This window comes from Thiohalomonas denitrificans, assembly GCF_900102855.1.
Taxonomy (GTDB): Bacteria; Pseudomonadota; Gammaproteobacteria; order Thiohalomonadales; family Thiohalomonadaceae; genus Thiohalomonas; species Thiohalomonas denitrificans.
Genome location: NZ_FMWD01000002.1, coordinates 137,888 through 154,438, shown reverse-complemented (window position 1 = coordinate 154,438; position 16,551 = coordinate 137,888). Strand labels below are relative to the sequence as shown.

Sequence of the window (16,551 nt, the reverse complement as noted above, 5' to 3'; positions counted from 1 at the left end):
AGGCGCTTGCGCCGCTTTATTGAAATGAGGCGTGAGCACAACCCCTCGTATCTCGTGACCTCGAATCTCGTATCTTTCTTAGTGTCGGAAATGGCGCATGCCGGTAAAGACCATGGCGATGCCGTGCTCGTTGGCGGCCGCGATGGCCTCTTCATCGCGCATCGAACCACCCGGCTGAATCACGGCGCTGATGCCGGCGGTTCCGGCGGCGTCGAGACCGTCACGGAACGGAAAGAAGGCGTCGGAAGCCATCACCGAGCCCTTCACGTCCAGGTTGGCGTGTTCGGCCTTGATGGCTGCGATACGGGCCGAATTGACGCGGCTCATCTGACCGGCGCCGACCCCTACGGTCATGCCGTCCCTGCCGTAAACGATGGCATTGGATTTGACGAACTTGGCCACCTTCCAGGTGAAGAGCAGGTCTCGCATCTCTTTCTCGCTCGGTTCGCGCTCGGTCACCACCTTCAGGTCACCGGTCAACAACTGATCGGCGGTCTGGACCAGCAAGCCGCCGTTCACGCGCTTGAAGTCGAACCGTTCGGCAGGAGATGTGGACCACGTGCCGCACTCGAGCAGCCGAACGTTCTGCTTGGCACTGACTGCCTCGGCCGCCTCGGGAGTCACCGCTGGTGCAATGATCACCTCGACGAACTGCTGGTCGACGATGGCTTTGGCGGTTTCGCCATCCAGCGTGCCGTTGAAGGCGATAATGCCGCCAAACGCCGACTCCGGGTCGGTCTGGAAAGCGCGTTCATAGGCCTCCAACAGGTTCGCCCCCACCGCAACTCCGCAGGGGTTGGCATGCTTGACGATGACGCAGGTCGGCGCGGCGTCGAACTGCTTGACGCACTCCAGGGCCGCGTCGGTGTCGGCGATATTGTTGTAGGAGAGTTCCTTGCCCTGAAGCTGACGGCTGGTGCTGATGCTGCCGGCTTCGGCCTGTTTTTCCACAAAGAAGGCCGCCTTCTGGTGCGGGTTTTCCCCGTAGCGCATTTCCTGCACTTTGTGGAACTGACTGTTGAAGGTCCGCGGGAAGTCCCCCAGCGTACCATCGTCGCGAATCCGGCCCAGGTAGTTGGCGATGGCGCCGTCGTATCCGGCGGTGTGCTCGAAGGTCTTTACCGCCAGGTCGAAACTGGAGGCGCCGGAAATGGCGCCGTCATTGGCGTCCATCTCCTCCAGCACGCGCTGGTAGTCGGCGGCATCCACCACGACGGCGACATCGCGGTGATTCTTGGCCGCGGCGCGCAGCATGGTGGGGCCGCCGATGTCGACATTTTCGATGGCATCCTCCAGTGTGCAGTCCGGCCTGGCAACCGTCTGTTCGAACGGGTAGAGGTTGACCGCGATGAGGTCGATAGCGCCGATGCCGTGTTGGTTCATCACTGCATCATCGGTGCCGCGCCGGCCCAGAATCCCGCCGTGGATCCTGGGATGCAGGGTCTTGACGCGACCGTCCATCATTTCCGGGAAGCCGGTGTACTCGGAGACCTCGATCACCTCCACGCCGTTCTCGGCCAGGAGCCGGGCGGTACCGCCCGTGGAGAGGATCTCCACGCCACGGCTCTTTAGCTGCTGGCCGAATTCCACCACACCGGTCTTGTCGGACACGCTGATCAGCGCGCGCTGGATCTTGTTCATTGCTGTTCCCCAAAAAGATAAAAGCAATCAGCCGCAGAGGCCACAGAGTGTTGATAAACGGGGAATACCGGCCGCTCCCCTGGCCATCGGTTTTTCGCTATGTACTCTGTGGCTTTGCGGCTACTGGTAGTATTCCGAACAGGCTCCTAGTCGTTCAGCCCGTAAATCTTGAGTTTTTTGCGCAGGGTGCCGCGGTTCAGTCCGAGGATTTCCGCCGCACGGGTCTGATTGCCCCTGGCGTAGCGCATCACCATCTCGAACAGTGGCTTCTCCACCTCGTTCAGCATCAATTGATAGAGGTTGGCCGGATAGTGTCCCCCCAGATCCTTGAAGTACTGCTCGAGGGCCTCGCGTACGTGCCCATTGAGTGGAATGTCGGCTCCCCCGTTGCCATTCTCCTTCATGCCGCCATCTCTCCGTCAGCGATCAAGCGATTGAAAAACTCATCGACCATTTGTCGTTGTTGTTCGGCGCTGTCTTCCCGGTTGACGGCCTGTCGAAACGCCGCGCCGTGGCGTTGGCCCTTGCTGTACCAGGAGATGTGCTTGCGTGCCATGCGAACGCCGGTGTACTCCCCGTAAAAGGCGTAGAGATTGTTCAGGTGGCCCAGCAAAATGTCCCGTATCTCGGCCAGTGAAGGCTCCGGCAGTCGTTCACCGGTGCGCAGGAAATGCTCCATCTCGCGGAAGATCCAGGGGCGGCCCTGAGCTGCCCGGCCGATCATGACGGCATCGGCCCCGGTGGCATCCAGTACCTGGCGAGCCTTTTCGGGGGTGGTGATATCCCCGTTGGCAAATACGGGGATTGTCAGCACGCTTTTGATGGCGGCGATGGTGTCGTATTCGGCATCGCCAGAATAACCATCGGCACGGGTGCGGCCGTGTATCGCCAATGCCTGAATCCCGGCATTTTCGGCGATACGCGCGATCTCGACCCCGTTTCGGCTCTCCCGATCCCAGCCCGTGCGGATCTTCAGAGTGACCGGCACATCGACGGCGCCCACCACGGCATTGAGGATCCGGCCCACCAGCGCCTCGTCGCGAAGCAGGGCCGAACCCGCCTGGACATTGCAAACCTTCTTGGCCGGGCAGCCCATGTTGATGTCGATGATCTGGGCCCCGTTTGCGACATTGAAGCGGGCTGCATCTGCCATCATTTGCGGGTCCGCGCCCATAATCTGGACGGAGCGCGGCTCGTCTTCGCCCCGGTGGTCGGCCCGGCGACGGGTTTTTTCGCTACCCCATAGCAGTGAGTTGGAAGAGACCATCTCCGAAACGGCCATTCCGGCACCCAGCTCACGACACAACTGCCGGAACGGGCGGTCCGTCACCCCCGCCATGGGGGCGAGGATCAGAGGCGTGGAGAGGTGGTACGGTCCAATTCGCATTGCAGGGGTATTTTGATACGGGAACCTTATATGATATCGGCTTCCGCAATCGACATAAAGCCTGCGGGTGGACGTGAATGCTCACTTTCCTTGCGATAGTTCTGGTGGGCCCGAGAAATTGGCAGAACCTGCCGGAACGGTTTGCTTACAGCACAGGGACAAAGCAACAAGGGCCCGCCGGTGGGGAGGGGCGCTTGCGCAATGGTCGGAAGAGTGAAAACTGCCGCCGTTACCGGAAATCGAATTCGAAGCTGACTGCCTGTGAGCCGGGATCAACGACCTCCAGCAGGAGGTGGGCCTCTTGCCCTGCGGCAAACAGGCTGTCCGGGTTTCGTCCCGCGAGATATTCGGCCGGGACGAAGCGGCGGGAGGCCACGGGACGCTGTTCGATGTCCATCATGACGACTTCCACGTCCGGAAAGGGCTGCGGGAATTCGGCGCCATTCAGCAGGGTCGCGGTGATCAGCAGAGCGCCGTCGCGTTGTGGATGCGACTGTACGGCGTGGTCGGTCAGGTCAATGGCCGTGAGTTCGCGGCGCGGCGGCAAATCACACTCTGCGATCTCGCACATCATCTCCAGGTAGGGACGCCACTGCGCCTGGAGTGCCAACTGATCGCGATGGAAGTAGGCGTATTGTCCCCCGAGGGCGACCATCATCAATACAACGCCGAGGCTCCAGAGCAGCGTCGCCCCAACTCCCCTTCCTCCGGGCCGGGTTTGCAGTTGAAGCGGGAGCTCCTCGTGCTCCGGTCCTGCCGAGTGCGGGGGGGGCTGGCGGTGTTTCGATGCCCGGATCTTAGGAGCCCCTTCCGAGGGGGGCGGCAATGTCTCTGCCGCCGGTTCGGGATCCCGGGACCGGAGTTTCACGGGCTCACGGGCACCGGGTCTGTCCTCGGAGGTGGTTGCGGCGGCGTCACCCGCTAGTCCGGCTTCGTTAACCGGGTAAACTTGGGCACCAAGGTCCTCTTCGGTCAACGAGTCCCAACCCGGACCTGGCTCGTCGAAGGTATGCGGGGACGGCCTTTTGGTCCTCGGTTTACTGGTTGACGATGTCGCTGCGGGGACCGGCTTCTGTTTTGTCTCTCTGTCTCTGTCCGCATCCTTCCGGGGCGCCGACGGCGGACCGGCGGTCCCTGCCCGGGTGGTTGTCCGATTTTCCGGGTGATGACGGATTTCCCCCGAAGCTTTCCCGAACGTTGCAGCCCCTCCGGTTTCCGATGACAGCGTGCTTTCCCGGGGATCAACCGTCGCCGGGTGTTCCGGCGCGTGCGGAGTTTGAACGGGATTCTCCCCGGGTGGTGGGGAGAGGATGGTTTCCGGTGGTGAAGCGGTTTCCCGGGGCTGAACTGCCGCCTGGCGCTCTGGCTCCCGTGGGGTCTCCCCGGGAAGCTCCCCAGGAGAGGACGGCCCGGTTTCCGGTGGGGCGATGCGGGGCCCTTCCGGTTGCAAAGCCGGCGTGACGGGTTCGGGCGGGGATGTAAGGGGCAATTCATCTGCCGCCATGCCTTCGAGTTCCCGCAAGGTGCGGTGGGCAAGGGCGTCAAATATCGCACTGCAGCGGCCACAACGTACCTTGCCGGCAGCCGCGCGCAATTGCGGTGTACCGACTCGAAAAACGGTCTGGCAGTTGGGGCACTGGGTATACATGCGTTAGCGGGTTCTGAGCGACTGCAGCCGAGCCGATTGTAGTCCAATCCTTCGGTGGACGATATGAGCGACCGGTGCAAGGGTATCGTCGCTCCGGGTCTCCGACTTTCCGCCGTTTGCGGTGCCTTTACCGTTTCACGCTATAGCAAGGCCGTTTTCGCTGCAATTGCCCCGCACCATTGTGTCGTGCGGTTGGCATCTTCGTCGTGATTCAGGTCCGGGTCCCACTGAGCCGGACCCACCCATCCTGTTCCACCGAGGGGCCCACTTCGAATGCGGGACGGTAGGCGGCGGCGACGGCATCGGCCTGGTCGGGGAGGATGCCCGACAGCACCATGGCTCCGCCGGGCCGCACCAGCGCTGACAGGGTGGGAGCCAGTTCGATCAGGGGCGTGGCGAGGATGTTGGCCGTCAGCAGGTCAAACTGCATCGGCGGTAGCTGTCCGGGCAGGAGGGGCTCGATGAGGGCTTCGCAACCGTTTCGAGCCGCGTTGTCGGCGGTGGCGACAAGGGCCTGCGGATCGATGTCCACCGCCCGGATATGGCTGGCCCCCAGCTTGGCAGCGGCGATGGCCAGGATTCCCGAGCCGCACCCGTAATCCAGCACCTCTTTTCCGTTTAGCGCCTGTCCGTCGAGCCACTCCAGGCAGAGCCGGGTAGTGGCATGCGTGCCCGTGCCAAATGCCAGGCCGGGATCCAGCAGGATGTTGACATCCCCGGGGCTTGGCGGCTCGCACCAGCTCGGCACGATCCAGAGCCGTTCGCCAAAACGCATCGGCTTGAAGGTGTCCATCCAGGCGCGGGTCCAGTCCTTGTCCTCCAGCGGCTCTACCCGATGCGGAGGTAGTGGTTCCGGCGCGTACTCCCGCACGAGGCTCCCCACAAGGGCGTCCATATCCGTGTCAGCGGGGAAAAGGCCAATCACCCGGGTGTGACTCCAGAGCGGGGTGGCTCCGGGGAGCGGCTCGAAAAGCGGCTGGTCGGCACTGTCATTGAGAGTGACGGCGGCGGCACCTGCCTCGCTGAGCTGCTCCGACAGCCGGTCGGCACTTTCGGCATCGGTTTCAAGAATGAGCTGTAGCCAGGGCAATTAGCAGTTACCGATTTTCAATTTCAGATTCAACTGCAATTCCCGACTCCCAATCTCCGATCCCCAATCGCTACAGCCCCAGCTTTTTCTCGAGATAATGGATGTTGGTGCCGCCGGCCTGAAAGGCAGCGTCCTTCACGAGGTCCTGATGCAACGGTACATTGGTCTTGATGCCCTCGATGATGACCTCCCGCAGCGCCGTGCGCATCCGGGCCAGCGCCGATTCACGGGTTTCTCCGTGCGCTATGAGCTTGCCGATCATCGAATCGTAATAGGGCGGTACGGTGTAGCCGTTGTAGATATGTGAATCGACCCGAATACCCGGGCCGCCCGGCATATGCAGTTGGGTGATCTTGCCGGGAGAGGGCATGAAATTGGCCGGATCCTCGGCATTGATGCGGCATTCGATGGCGTGTCCGCGGACCTTGATGTCCTCCTGCCGATAGGAGAGAGGTAGTCCGGCAGCGATACGAATCTGCTCCTTGACGATATCCACACCGGTAACCATTTCCGAAACCGGATGTTCCACCTGTACCCGGGTGTTCATCTCGATGAAATAGAATTCGCCATCCTCGTACAGAAACTCGAAAGTGCCCGCACCGCGGTAGCCGAGTTCCACGCAGGCGTTGGCGCACCGGGAGCCGATGCGCTCACGCGTCTCATTGTCGATGCCGGGTGCTGGCGCCTCCTCGATGACCTTCTGGTGGCGCCGCTGCATGGAGCAGTCGCGCTCGCCGAGATGGATGGCATTGCCCTGGGTATCAGCCAGTACCTGGATCTCCACGTGGCGTGGATTCTCGAGGAATTTCTCCATGTAGACGGTAGCGTTGCCGAATGCGTTGGCTGCCTCGGTCTGGGTCAGGGAGATGGCGCCCAGCAAGGAGGCCTCGGTATGGACGACCCGCATGCCGCGGCCTCCGCCGCCTCCGGCTGCCTTTATAATGACCGGATAGCCGATCTCCTCGGCAATGCGAATGTTTTCATCCGGATCTTCACCGAGCGGGCCATCGGAGCCGGGCACGCAGGGTACGCCCGTCTTCTTCATGGCCGCGATGGCCGAGACCTTGTCGCCCATCAGGCGGATGCTTTCCGACCTCGGGCCAATGAATACGAAGCCACTCTGCTCCACCCTCTCGGCGAAATCGGCGTTTTCGGAAAGGAAGCCGTATCCGGGGTGAATGGCGGTGGAGTCGGTGACCTCAGCGGCGCTGATCAGGGCCGGGATATTGAGGTAGCTTTCGGCCGAAGAGGCCGGCCCGATACAGACGGACTCGTCGGCAAGCCGTACGTGCTTGAGGTCGCGATCGGCATCCGAATGGACGGCTACCGTCCTGATGCCCAATTCGTGGCAGGCGCGCAGGATGCGCAGCGCGATTTCACCGCGGTTGGCGATTATGATCTTGTCGAACATGGGTCTTTCCGCTTCCCGGCTTTTATTCAATGACGACCAATGGCTGGCCGAATTCCACCGGCTGTCCATTCTCTACCAACACGGCCTTTACGGTGCCGGTCTTGTCGGCCTCGATCTGGTTCATGATCTTCATGGCCTCGATGATGCAGAGGGTATCCCCCGCGTTCACCCGCTGGCCCTCTTCGACAAACGCCTTCACCCCGGGAGAGGGAGAGCTGTAATACGTGCCGACGATCGGTGAGGTGACCTGATGACCTGACGGCATTTCCGGTTCGGCCGGCTCCGGTGCGGGAGCGGGGGCCTCTGCAGCCGGAGCCGCTACCACGGGTGCCGGCGCCGGTGCCGCAGAGTGGGTATTGCGGCTGATGCGGACCGATTCTTCACCTTCGTGAATCTCGATCTCGGCTATACCGGATTCCTCCAGCAGTTCTATGAGCTTCTTGACCTTGCGGATGTCCATCGTGCGTTGAACCTGTAATCTGTTAAGCCTGTTCGGAGATGCGGCACAAAGCCGCCTTCAGTGCCAGTTCGTAACCGACGGCGCCAAGGCCGCTGATTACCCCATGGGCGATATCGGAAAAATAAGAGTGTCGCCGGAAGGCCTCTCGCGCGTGCACGTTGGACAGGTGCACTTCGATAAACGGGATGGCCGCTCCGGAAAGCGCATCTCTCAGCGCCACACTGGTATGGGTAAAGGCGGCCGGGTTAATGATGATGAACTCGACCCTCTCATCGAGGGCCCTATGCACCCGTTCCACCAATTCGTGTTCGGCATTGCTCTGGAAGCTGGTGAGTTCATGACCCCCATCGCGGGCGATTTCGGCGAGCCTCGAATCGATGCTCGCGAGGGTATCGTTGCCGTAAAGCGATGGCTCCCGAGTACCCAGGAGATTAAGATTGGGGCCGTTGAGCACCAAGAGCTTGGCCATAATGGAGTTCCAACATCCGATACTGGTAGAAATGCCGTCAATAGCGCCCCATTTCGGCACTGATACCGGCGAGTTGTTAGCATTGTCGCGCTCTTCGTATCATTGTGCCCCATGATAATTTCCATGTCCAGATAACTAGAAATGCGGGTCATTTCCATGCGGATTGTCGCAAGATTCACTCTTTTTCAGTGTGACCGAGGTCACGGTTGGTGTCCGCACGAATAGGCGGTTATCCTCCTGTGAAGAAAAACGGTGGAAAAATCATGCGTAATCGAGCTGAAATTCGTCGCTATTCGCGCTTGTTCGTTTTACTCGGTCTTCTGGTCTCCACAGCCGTGTGGGCTGATCCCCCTGCCGGATATCCGTTCGTTGCCTACGATGAAGGGCTTCGCCAGGCCGATTCGGAGGGGAAGCCGGTCTTTCTCTATTTCGGCCGTTACGGCTGCGGCTGGTGTGAGAAGACCAACAAGGAGTCGTTTTCTGATGAGCGGGTTCGGCAGGCCTATGAAGAGCACTATGTGCTGGTCTATGTCGATGCGGAAAGTGGCAATCGTTTGACCCTGCCCAATGGCGAGAGGTTGACGGAAATGGAGCTGGGGGCGCGGATGAACGTCTTCGCCACGCCGGTGTTCGCCTATCTGGAGAAGGATGGGGAGATGATTTTCAAGGCACCCGGCTTCAAGACGGCGGAGGAGTTCCTGGCATTCGACCGCTACGTTGCCGGCGGGCACTACCAAAAACAGGAACTCCTGGAGTTCCTGCGGGGGGATTCATGAGAAGCCTGCTGGTGCTCGTGATGGGCCTGCCCGTTGTCGGGCTGGCCGACTGGCAGTTTACCGAACCGGTGGTGGTCAGCGGGAAAGGGGTGGAAGGGGTGTTTCCTCACCTGGAAGCGGCCGGCAGGCAGAGTATGGCGATCACCGGGGACGGCGTCGTTGCCCTGGTTTGGGAAGATAACCGCAGTGGGCAGCCCGGGATCTATCTGGCCACCAAAGCACCGCGCACCGAGCACTTTACGTCGCCCCAAGCGGTCAACCGCACCGGGTCGGCCTATGAACCAGCAGTTACCACCGTCGATGGCGGCTTCGTGGTCGCGTGGGAACAGGATGGGAAGGTGCTGGCCCGGCGCATGGATAGCGAGGTCGGTCCCATCGCCACCCTCAGTGAGGCAGGGGCCCAGGTTACCCTAGCCACCGATGAGAAGGGGGATGTCCACGCGGCCTGGTCCGAGCAGGAGGGCGGCGTCGGTCGCATCACCGTTGCCGGACTGCTCTTTACGGCAGAGGGTCCGGCACTGCGCGAAAAGCGGCCCGCCGATGCCGAGACACCGCGAGGTTCGCAGCTCTATCCCACGCTTGCCCCCGTGCCTGGCGGTCCGTTGCTCGCCTGGGAAGACCGGCGCCATGGCCATACCCGGCTGTATACGGCCCGCCCGGAAGAGGGCGGCGCCTTCACCGAGCCGAAAGGTCTCAACGAGCTGCCGCCCGCCGGCAGCGCCAGATTCGGGCGGGGCTCCGGTGTGACCCGCGTTGCTTTGGCAAGTGAAGGCAAGCTCCTGGCGGCGACCTGGATGGATAAGCGCGAGTTCCGGGGTGGCTATGACATCTATGCCGCGGTCAGCCGGGACGGCGGCCAGAACTTTGGCCCCAACGAATTGACCCAGGATCTGTTCGGCGAGAATCAGCCCCAATGGCACCCCGACGTTGCGGTTTCCGCCCGGGGCCGCATCGTCACCGCGTGGGACGACCCCCGCGACGGTACCCCGGATCTCTGGCTAAGCTGGCGTACCGGAGAGGGCGAGTGGAGTTCGGATATCACCTTCGAAGGCGGGTCCGGGCCCGGTGCCCAGACCCATCCGGTGATTGAATTCGAGGGTGAACGCCTGCACTTGGCCTGGCTCCACCGTCCGGAAAAAGGACCAGTCGAGATCCGTTACAGCACGGCTGAATGGGTTGAGTGACGGAATTGAAGTGCGGTGCATTCTTTAGAATGCACCGGCTTGTCCGTGGTCGCAAATCGGGCTCAATCCCGACACAAGACTGACGGCCGGAAGGCAGACCTGCAACTGAAGAACTACGACGCTCCGTAATTTCTCACTGCTTCCCGATCGCCCGCTCCACATGCGGCGCGAATTTCTCCGGTTCCATGAAGCCGACGACGCGGTAGTTGCGTTTCTCCTCGCCATTCCCGTCCCAGAACAGGATTGCCGGTGGCCCAATCAGCCCCAGCTCCTTGAGCAGGGCCTTGTCCGCGTCGTCATTGGCGGTGACGTCGGCCTGGAGGAGTCGGGCTCCGGACAGGGCAGCGATAACCTGCGGGTCGGAGAAGGTGTATTTCTCCATCTCCTTGCAGGTGACGCACCAGTCGGCGTAGAAGTCGAGCATCAACGGCTGACCCTTTTGGGCGGCGGATTCGATCGCCCGCTCCAGATCGGCCACGGTTTTCATCGATTCGAATTCCAGGTGCGCCGGCTGGGCACTGATTGCACCGCCCGCGGCACCGGCGAAGCGCATATGATTCAGCGGGGCGAGTGGATCCCGCCCGCCACTGCTCACACCGATAAGTACCAGAACACCATAGATCAGCAGCGTAACGCCCAAGCCCTTGAACAGCCGTCGCCAGCCGGAGGCGCCCTCGTGAACCGGCTCCAGAGCGCCCATGTAGATGGCGGAGACGATCGCCAGCAGCGACCACAGGAGCATGGCGACCCAGCCGGGAAGGATACGCTCCAGCATCCAGATGGCTACCGCCAGCAGCATGACACCGAATACCGCCTTGACGGCATCCATCCAGCCGCCGGCTCGTGGCAGCAGCTTGCCGCCGGCGGTTCCGATGGCGATCAGCGGGGCGCCCATGCCCATGGAAAGGGCGAACAGGGCGGCACCACCCAGCCAGGGGTCTCCAGTCTGGCCGATGTAAATCAATGCGCCCATCAGTGGCGGTGCCACGCACGGGCCGACGATTAGTGCCGAAAGCAGCCCCATGATGGCCACCCCGGTCAGCGAACCGCCCTGCTGTCGGTTGCTGACTTCGCTCAGCTTGCTCTGCCAGCGGGAGGGCAGCTGGAGTTCATAGAAGCCGAACATCGACAGTGACAGCAATACGAACACGGCCGCGAACGCGGAGAGGATCCAGGGATCCTGGAAGGCGGCCTGCAGATTGGCGCCGAACAGTCCGGCAATTACCCCTGCAACCGTGTAGGTGACCGCCATTGCCAGCACGTAGACCGACGACAGGGTGAATGCCTTGCGGGTGGTCAGGCCATCGCCCTGGCCGACAATGATGCTCGACAGGATCGGGATCATCGGGAATACGCACGGGGTAAAGGCGAGCAGTAGCCCCAATACAAAGAAGGTACCGAGAACGAGCGTGGTGCTGCCGGTGGCCAGGGACTGAGCCAGGCTGTCCTGCTCGGAGAGCGGCTCGTCGCTGGGTGGTGTGATCGGGGCCGGCTCCGCTTGTGTCGATTCTGATTCTGAATCGGACTCCGATGCCGTCGCTGTGCCGGCCGGCAGTTCTAGTACCGCCTCTTTCTTCATGGGCGGATAACAGATCCCCGCATCGGCGCAGCCCTGGTATCCGGCTACCAGCATCACATCGGTCGGTTCCAGGTTCTCGCGGTTGAGGGGAAGGCGGACCTCAACCTCATCATAGAAGACCTGGATGCGCCCGAAGAACTCGTCATTCTTCTCCTTGCCAGCGGGAATCCGCGGGGTACCCAGAGAAACCCCGTCGCTGTCCCGGAGCTCAAAGTTGAGTTTATCGCGGTACAGGTAATGTTCCGGCTCGATATCCCAGCGGGCGACAAGCGTATTGCCATCGACCACCACTGTGGAGAAGACGAAGGCCACATCCGGATCGAGGACCTCGTCCTCTCCCCCGAAACTACCGCCGCCGGCCCCGCCAAGGGTCTCGCGTGCATTGGAAGCGGCCGCTGATTCTGCGGACGCCAGGCGAACCGTCGCCTTCTGGCGATGCGGGGGATAGCAGACCCCAAGGTCGGCACAGCCCTGGGAGCCGGCATCGATGGTGAGCGAGTCGGGAGCCCCTGCGGCGCGCTCTATGGGGATTTCGGCGCTAACCTGTCCCCGGTAGGTCTCCACCCTGCCAAAAAATTCGTCATTTTTGACCTTTCCGGGCGGAAGGGAGGGCTCGCCGAGGCTCACGCCTTCGGTTTCGCTCTTGAAATCGAGCTTGTCGCGATACAGATAGTAGCCATCGGCCACTTCCCAGGTAGCGCGTACTGAATCGGGACCGGTGGCCTCCAGGCTGAACCGGAAGGCCTCTTCCGGCGCCAGCAACTCCTCCTCGGCAGGGGCAATCAGTGGCACAAGCAGTGCCAGCAGGGCAACGAAGCGACTTGTCATTTTGTTCTATTTTCCGGTTTGTTCATCAATCCAGCGTAAATAATCATCGAGTCCCGATTCGATCGGCAGCGCGATCACCTCCGGCAGCTCGTAGGGATGACGCTCGACGATGGTTTCTTCCAAACGTGGGTAGAGGTCGGCGCGGCTCTTTATAAGAAGGATGAACTCCGCATCATTACAGACTTCGCCCTTCCACTGGTAGTACGAGCGCATGCCGGAAATCGTATTGACGCATGCGGCCAGCCGATGATCGACCAGATAAGCAGCCAACGCGTCGGCGGAATTTTGGTCGGGACAGGTGGTAATCACCAGGCGGTATTCACTCATGGCTCGAAGATAACCGAATGAATGTTTACAGGTAAAGTGTTGTCGAACCCGTTATACTGACAGCTCCGTCGAGCAAACATTCATTTCTCCGACCGGAAGATTGGCGTGTTCCGAATTCTGTTTCTACTGTTTCTTGCTATTCCCCTGATCGAGATCTACATCCTGATTAAGGTAGGCTCTGCGATTGGGGCCCCGTTCACCATTTTTCTGGTGGTATTCACCGCGGCGCTGGGGGCGCTGCTGCTGCGGTTTCAGGGGCTCTATACCCTCCAGCGGGCGCGCACGGCCATGGAGCGTGGTGAACTGCCCACCATCGCGATGCTCGAGGGCGTTGTACTGGTGATCGCCGGGGCGCTGCTGTTGACGCCGGGTTTCTTTACGGACGCCATCGGGTTTTTGGCCCTGGTGCCGCCGCTTCGCCGCAAGTTGATTTGGAAGATTATCGAGCGCGGAATGTTCGGTCCGCCCGGCAGCGGGCCCGGCCAGTACGAACGCGGTCCACGTACGATTGAAGGCGATTTTCACCGGGACGATTGATTTTCCTGAAGTTTTCCTGCCTCTCCGAGACCACTTTCACCCATCCCGATGATGTGCCGACCCGGACATTAAGGCGATCACACCGGCTTTTTCTTGCTGAACGGATTAAAAACCCGGGTTAACTGCGGCTATATTTTTTTCTGTCGTCCCTTGACTCTCAACGATGTGGACATATTATTAGCACTCAACCGAGGTGAGTGCTAACAGCGCCACACTCGGTCACTTGTTTCAGGCTCTCAATTTCAAAAATTGCTTAGGAGAGAGGAAGAATAATGAGCATTCGTCCTTTGCATGATCGTGTTCTCGTCCGTCGCATGGAAGAGGAACGCACCACGTCCGGCGGTATCGTGATCCCGGATAGCGCCGCCGAAAAACCGAATCGTGGTGAAGTACTGGCTACGGGGAACGGCAAGGTTAACGACAAGGGCGATGTGCGCCCCCTCGACGTCAAGGAGGGCGACACTGTCCTGTTCGGCCAGTACGCCGGCCAGAAGATCAAGCACGAAGGTGAAGACCTGTTGATCATGAGTGAAGACGATATCCTGGCGATCCTCGACTGAGCGAGCGCCACGTCTTCTCTACCGATAGTCAGGTTTTCCAGGAATAGTCGAGAGGTAATACAGAATGACCGCGAAAGAAGTACGATTTTCCGACGATGCCCGTCACCGTATGCTGCATGGCGTCAACATCCTGGCCAATGCAGTCAAGGTGACCCTGGGCCCGAAGGGCCGCAACGTCGTGCTCGAGAAGAGTTTCGGCGCTCCGACGATCACCAAGGACGGCGTCTCTGTCGCCAAAGAGATCGAGCTGGAAGACCGGTTCGAGAACATGGGCGCCCAGATGGTGAAAGAGGTCTCCTCGCAGACTTCTGATGTGGCCGGCGACGGCACCACCACAGCGACCGTGCTGGCGCAGTCTGTGCTCACCGAGGGCATGAAGGCGGTTGCTGCCGGCATGAACCCGATGGACCTGAAGCGTGGCGTCGACAAGGCCGTGATCGCCGCTGTCGAGCAGTTGCGCAATCTCTCCAAGCCCTGCACCGACGACAAGGCCATCGCCCAGGTTGGTACCATTTCTGCCAACTCCGATCTCTCCATTGGCCGCATTATCGCCGATGCCATGGGTAAGGTGGGCAAAGAGGGTGTGATTACCGTTGAAGAGGGGCAGTCCCTGGAAAACGAGCTGGATGTCGTCGAAGGCATGCAGTTCGACCGTGGCTACCTGTCGCCCTACTTCGTCAACAACCAGCAGTCCATGTCCGCCGAACTGGATGACCCCTACATCCTGCTCTGCGACAAGAAGATCTCCAACATCCGCGAACTGCTGCCGATCCTGGAAGGCGTCGCCAAGGCCTCCAAGCCGCTGCTGATCGTTTCCGAGGATGTGGAAGGCGAAGCGCTGGCTACCCTGGTGGTCAACAGCATCCGCGGTATCGTCAAGGTAGCCGCCGTCAAGGCGCCCGGCTTCGGCGATCGCCGCAAGGCCATGCTGCAGGATATGGCCGTCCTTACCGGTGGCCAGGTGATTTCCGAGGAAGTCGGACTGACCCTGGAAAAGGCCACCATCGATGACCTGGGCCAGGCCCGCAAGGTGCAGGTCACCAAGGAAAACACCACCGTAATCGACGGCGCCGGTCGCGCTGAAGAGATCGAGGCCCGGGTCAATCAGATCCGTGCCCAGATCGAGGACACCACCTCCGATTACGACCGTGAAAAACTGCAGGAGCGCGTGGCCAAGCTGGCCGGCGGTGTGGCAGTCATCAAGGTGGGTGCCGCCACCGAGATGGAGATGAAGGAGAAGAAGGCCCGCGTCGAAGACGCCCTGCATGCGACTCGCGCCGCAGTGGAAGAGGGTGTGGTGCCTGGCGGTGGTGTTGCGCTGGTCCGTGCCCTTGAAGGCATGGCCGACCTGAAGGGTGACAACCATGATCAGGACGTCGGCATCAGCATCGCCCGTCGCGCCATGGAAGAGCCGCTGCGTCAGATCGTGGCCAACTCCGGTGATGAGCCCTCTGTGGTCATCAACAAGGTTCGCGAAGGCGAAGGTAACTACGGTTATAACGCTGGAACCGGCGAGTATGGCGACATGATCGAGATGGGCATCCTGGACCCGACAAAGGTGACCCGCTATGCGTTGCAGAACGCCGCTTCCGTGGCCGGTCTGATGATCACCACCGAAGCCATGGTAGCCGAGGTACCGCAGAAGGATGAAGGTGGTGCCGGCATGGGCGACATGGGCGGCATGGGTGGTATGGGTGGCATGGGCGGAATGATGTAAGCCCCTGCGCTCGATCACAGTCGCTGACTGAAAAAAACCCCGCCGGGCTCGCCCGGTGGGGTTTTTTTTGCTTGCTCCGTGTCCCTGTGGTTTTCCATTCTATCCTTCGCGTATGGCCAGAAAACCGCCAATGTCTGCCGTGCCGTTTGTCCCCGACACCCGTGATCTGGGACGGCTCAGGGCCGCCGCGGCAGAGTGCCGGGGCTGTCCCCTGTATGAGAATGCCACTCAAGCGGTGTTTGGTGAGGGGCCGGAATCGGCGGAGGTTGTATTTCTGGGTGAAAAGCCCGGGGACAGGGAGGATCGAACCGGCAAACCGTTTGTCGGCCCGGCGGGTGGTCTGCTGGACAAGGCGCTGGAGGCGGCAGGCATCCCCCGCGACAAGGCTTACGTCACCAATGCGGTAAAACACTTCAAATGGGAGTCACAGGGCGGGCGCCGTTTGCACAAGAAGCCCACCGAACGCGAGATCGCCGCCTGCCGGCCCTGGCTGCAGGCGGAAATGGCTGTCCTGCACCCCAAGGTCCTGGTATGCCTGGGGGCGAGTGCCGCGGTCTCCGCCTTCGGACGCCACGTCCGCCTCATGGATTTTCGCAGTACCTTTTCCTCCACTGACCTGGCCGAAGCCACCTTTGTGACTCTGCACCCCTCCGCGCTACTGCGCATTCCCGACCCCGACCAGCGTCACCAGGCAACCGAGCGCTTCATCGCCGATCTGCGGCAGGTGGCGGAACGCCTGGGTTAGTAGTCACACACCGGCGGAACGACGGTTAACCACTGAGAACACAGAGGGCCTCCCGCGATTGTTGCATCCCTCTGTGCTCTCAGTGGTAAGCCCCAAGTCGGTGGTACGTCCGTCCGCTGTTCCCCGACCCCGGAACCGCTCTTCGCCTGTTACAATCAGGTTTTTTCGGCCCGACGGTGTGAGCGGTGAAAA

General features: G+C 61.1%; 16 protein-coding genes and 1 pseudogene. 6 read left to right on the top strand and 11 right to left on the bottom strand.

Annotation, left to right across the window (positions count from 1 at the left end):
• Positions 1-78: 78 nt before the first annotated feature.
• The 9 genes and pseudogenes from purH to aroQ form a co-directional block, all read right to left on the bottom strand.
• Positions 79-1,641 carry a bifunctional phosphoribosylaminoimidazolecarboxamide formyltransferase/IMP cyclohydrolase gene (gene purH, locus BLP65_RS03260; protein ID WP_092992584.1) on the bottom strand — a complete coding sequence of 521 codons (1,563 nt, stop codon included), beginning with the start codon at positions 1,639-1,641 and terminating at the stop codon, positions 79-81.
• Positions 1,642-1,787: 146 nt separating this feature from the next.
• The gene (gene fis, locus BLP65_RS03255) at positions 1,788-2,045 is read right to left on the bottom strand and encodes a DNA-binding transcriptional regulator Fis (protein WP_092992582.1); all 258 of its coding nucleotides are present in this window, start codon (positions 2,043-2,045) and stop codon (positions 1,788-1,790) included.
• Positions 2,042-3,028: a tRNA dihydrouridine synthase DusB gene (dusB, locus tag BLP65_RS03250; protein WP_092992580.1), complete on the bottom strand. Its 987-nt coding sequence runs from the start codon at positions 3,026-3,028 to the stop codon at positions 2,042-2,044. The genes fis and dusB overlap by 4 nt, the downstream gene beginning before the upstream one ends.
• Before the next feature lie 229 nt (positions 3,029-3,257).
• Positions 3,258-3,686: a DUF3426 domain-containing protein gene (locus BLP65_RS17165; RefSeq protein WP_245688236.1), complete on the bottom strand. Its 429-nt coding sequence runs from the start codon at positions 3,684-3,686 to the stop codon at positions 3,258-3,260.
• A gap of 891 nt (positions 3,687-4,577) precedes the next feature.
• A pseudogene (locus BLP65_RS17385) lies at positions 4,578-4,676 on the bottom strand (MJ0042-type zinc finger domain-containing protein); the annotation flags it as partial.
• A 211-nt stretch (positions 4,677-4,887) separates the two neighbouring features.
• Entirely contained in the window at positions 4,888-5,766 is an 879-nt protein-coding gene (prmA, locus tag BLP65_RS03240) for a 50S ribosomal protein L11 methyltransferase (protein WP_092992578.1), read from the bottom strand.
• 70 nt (positions 5,767-5,836) lie between these two features.
• Entirely contained in the window at positions 5,837-7,177 is a 1,341-nt protein-coding gene (accC, locus tag BLP65_RS03235) for an acetyl-CoA carboxylase biotin carboxylase subunit (protein ID WP_092992576.1), read from the bottom strand.
• Between the two features lie 22 nt (positions 7,178-7,199).
• Positions 7,200-7,637: an acetyl-CoA carboxylase biotin carboxyl carrier protein gene (gene accB / locus BLP65_RS03230; protein WP_092992574.1), complete on the bottom strand. Its 438-nt coding sequence runs from the start codon at positions 7,635-7,637 to the stop codon at positions 7,200-7,202.
• Positions 7,638-7,659: 22 nt separating this feature from the next.
• Positions 7,660-8,106, bottom strand: coding sequence for a type II 3-dehydroquinate dehydratase (aroQ, locus tag BLP65_RS03225; protein ID WP_092992572.1), 447 nt, complete (start codon positions 8,104-8,106; stop codon positions 7,660-7,662).
• Positions 8,107-8,369: 263 nt separating this feature from the next.
• Between aroQ and BLP65_RS03220 the strand changes: the two genes are divergently transcribed.
• The gene (locus tag BLP65_RS03220) at positions 8,370-8,882 is read left to right on the top strand and encodes a thioredoxin family protein (RefSeq protein WP_092992570.1); all 513 of its coding nucleotides are present in this window, start codon (positions 8,370-8,372) and stop codon (positions 8,880-8,882) included.
• Positions 8,879-10,066 carry a hypothetical protein gene (locus BLP65_RS03215; RefSeq protein ID WP_092992568.1) on the top strand — a complete coding sequence of 396 codons (1,188 nt, stop codon included), beginning with the start codon at positions 8,879-8,881 and terminating at the stop codon, positions 10,064-10,066. Before BLP65_RS03220 ends, BLP65_RS03215 begins: the two co-directional genes overlap by 4 nt.
• Before the next feature lie 133 nt (positions 10,067-10,199).
• Here BLP65_RS03215 and dsbD read toward each other — a convergent pair whose 3' ends face one another.
• Both dsbD and cutA read right to left on the bottom strand, forming a co-directional pair.
• The gene (dsbD, locus tag BLP65_RS03210; protein WP_092992566.1) at positions 10,200-12,473 is read right to left on the bottom strand and encodes a protein-disulfide reductase DsbD; all 2,274 of its coding nucleotides are present in this window, start codon (positions 12,471-12,473) and stop codon (positions 10,200-10,202) included.
• Between the two features lie 6 nt (positions 12,474-12,479).
• Positions 12,480-12,800 carry a divalent-cation tolerance protein CutA gene (cutA, locus tag BLP65_RS03205; RefSeq protein ID WP_092992564.1) on the bottom strand — a complete coding sequence of 107 codons (321 nt, stop codon included), beginning with the start codon at positions 12,798-12,800 and terminating at the stop codon, positions 12,480-12,482.
• A 105-nt stretch (positions 12,801-12,905) separates the two neighbouring features.
• Between cutA and BLP65_RS03200 the strand changes: the two genes are divergently transcribed.
• The 4 genes from BLP65_RS03200 to BLP65_RS03185 all read left to right on the top strand — a co-directional run bounded on the left by BLP65_RS03200 (position 12,906) and on the right by BLP65_RS03185 (position 16,359).
• Complete coding sequence (locus BLP65_RS03200) at positions 12,906-13,337, top strand: FxsA family protein (RefSeq protein ID WP_245688223.1); 432 nt, start codon at positions 12,906-12,908, stop codon at positions 13,335-13,337.
• Between the two features lie 272 nt (positions 13,338-13,609).
• Complete coding sequence (locus tag BLP65_RS03195) at positions 13,610-13,897, top strand: co-chaperone GroES (protein ID WP_092992560.1); 288 nt, start codon at positions 13,610-13,612, stop codon at positions 13,895-13,897.
• A gap of 64 nt (positions 13,898-13,961) precedes the next feature.
• Positions 13,962-15,614, top strand: coding sequence for a chaperonin GroEL (gene groL / locus BLP65_RS03190; RefSeq protein ID WP_092992559.1), 1,653 nt, complete (start codon positions 13,962-13,964; stop codon positions 15,612-15,614).
• Between the two features lie 130 nt (positions 15,615-15,744).
• Positions 15,745-16,359, top strand: a complete 615-nt coding sequence (locus tag BLP65_RS03185; protein WP_217631889.1) for a UdgX family uracil-DNA binding protein — start codon at positions 15,745-15,747, stop codon at positions 16,357-16,359.
• Positions 16,360-16,551 lie beyond the last annotated feature (192 nt).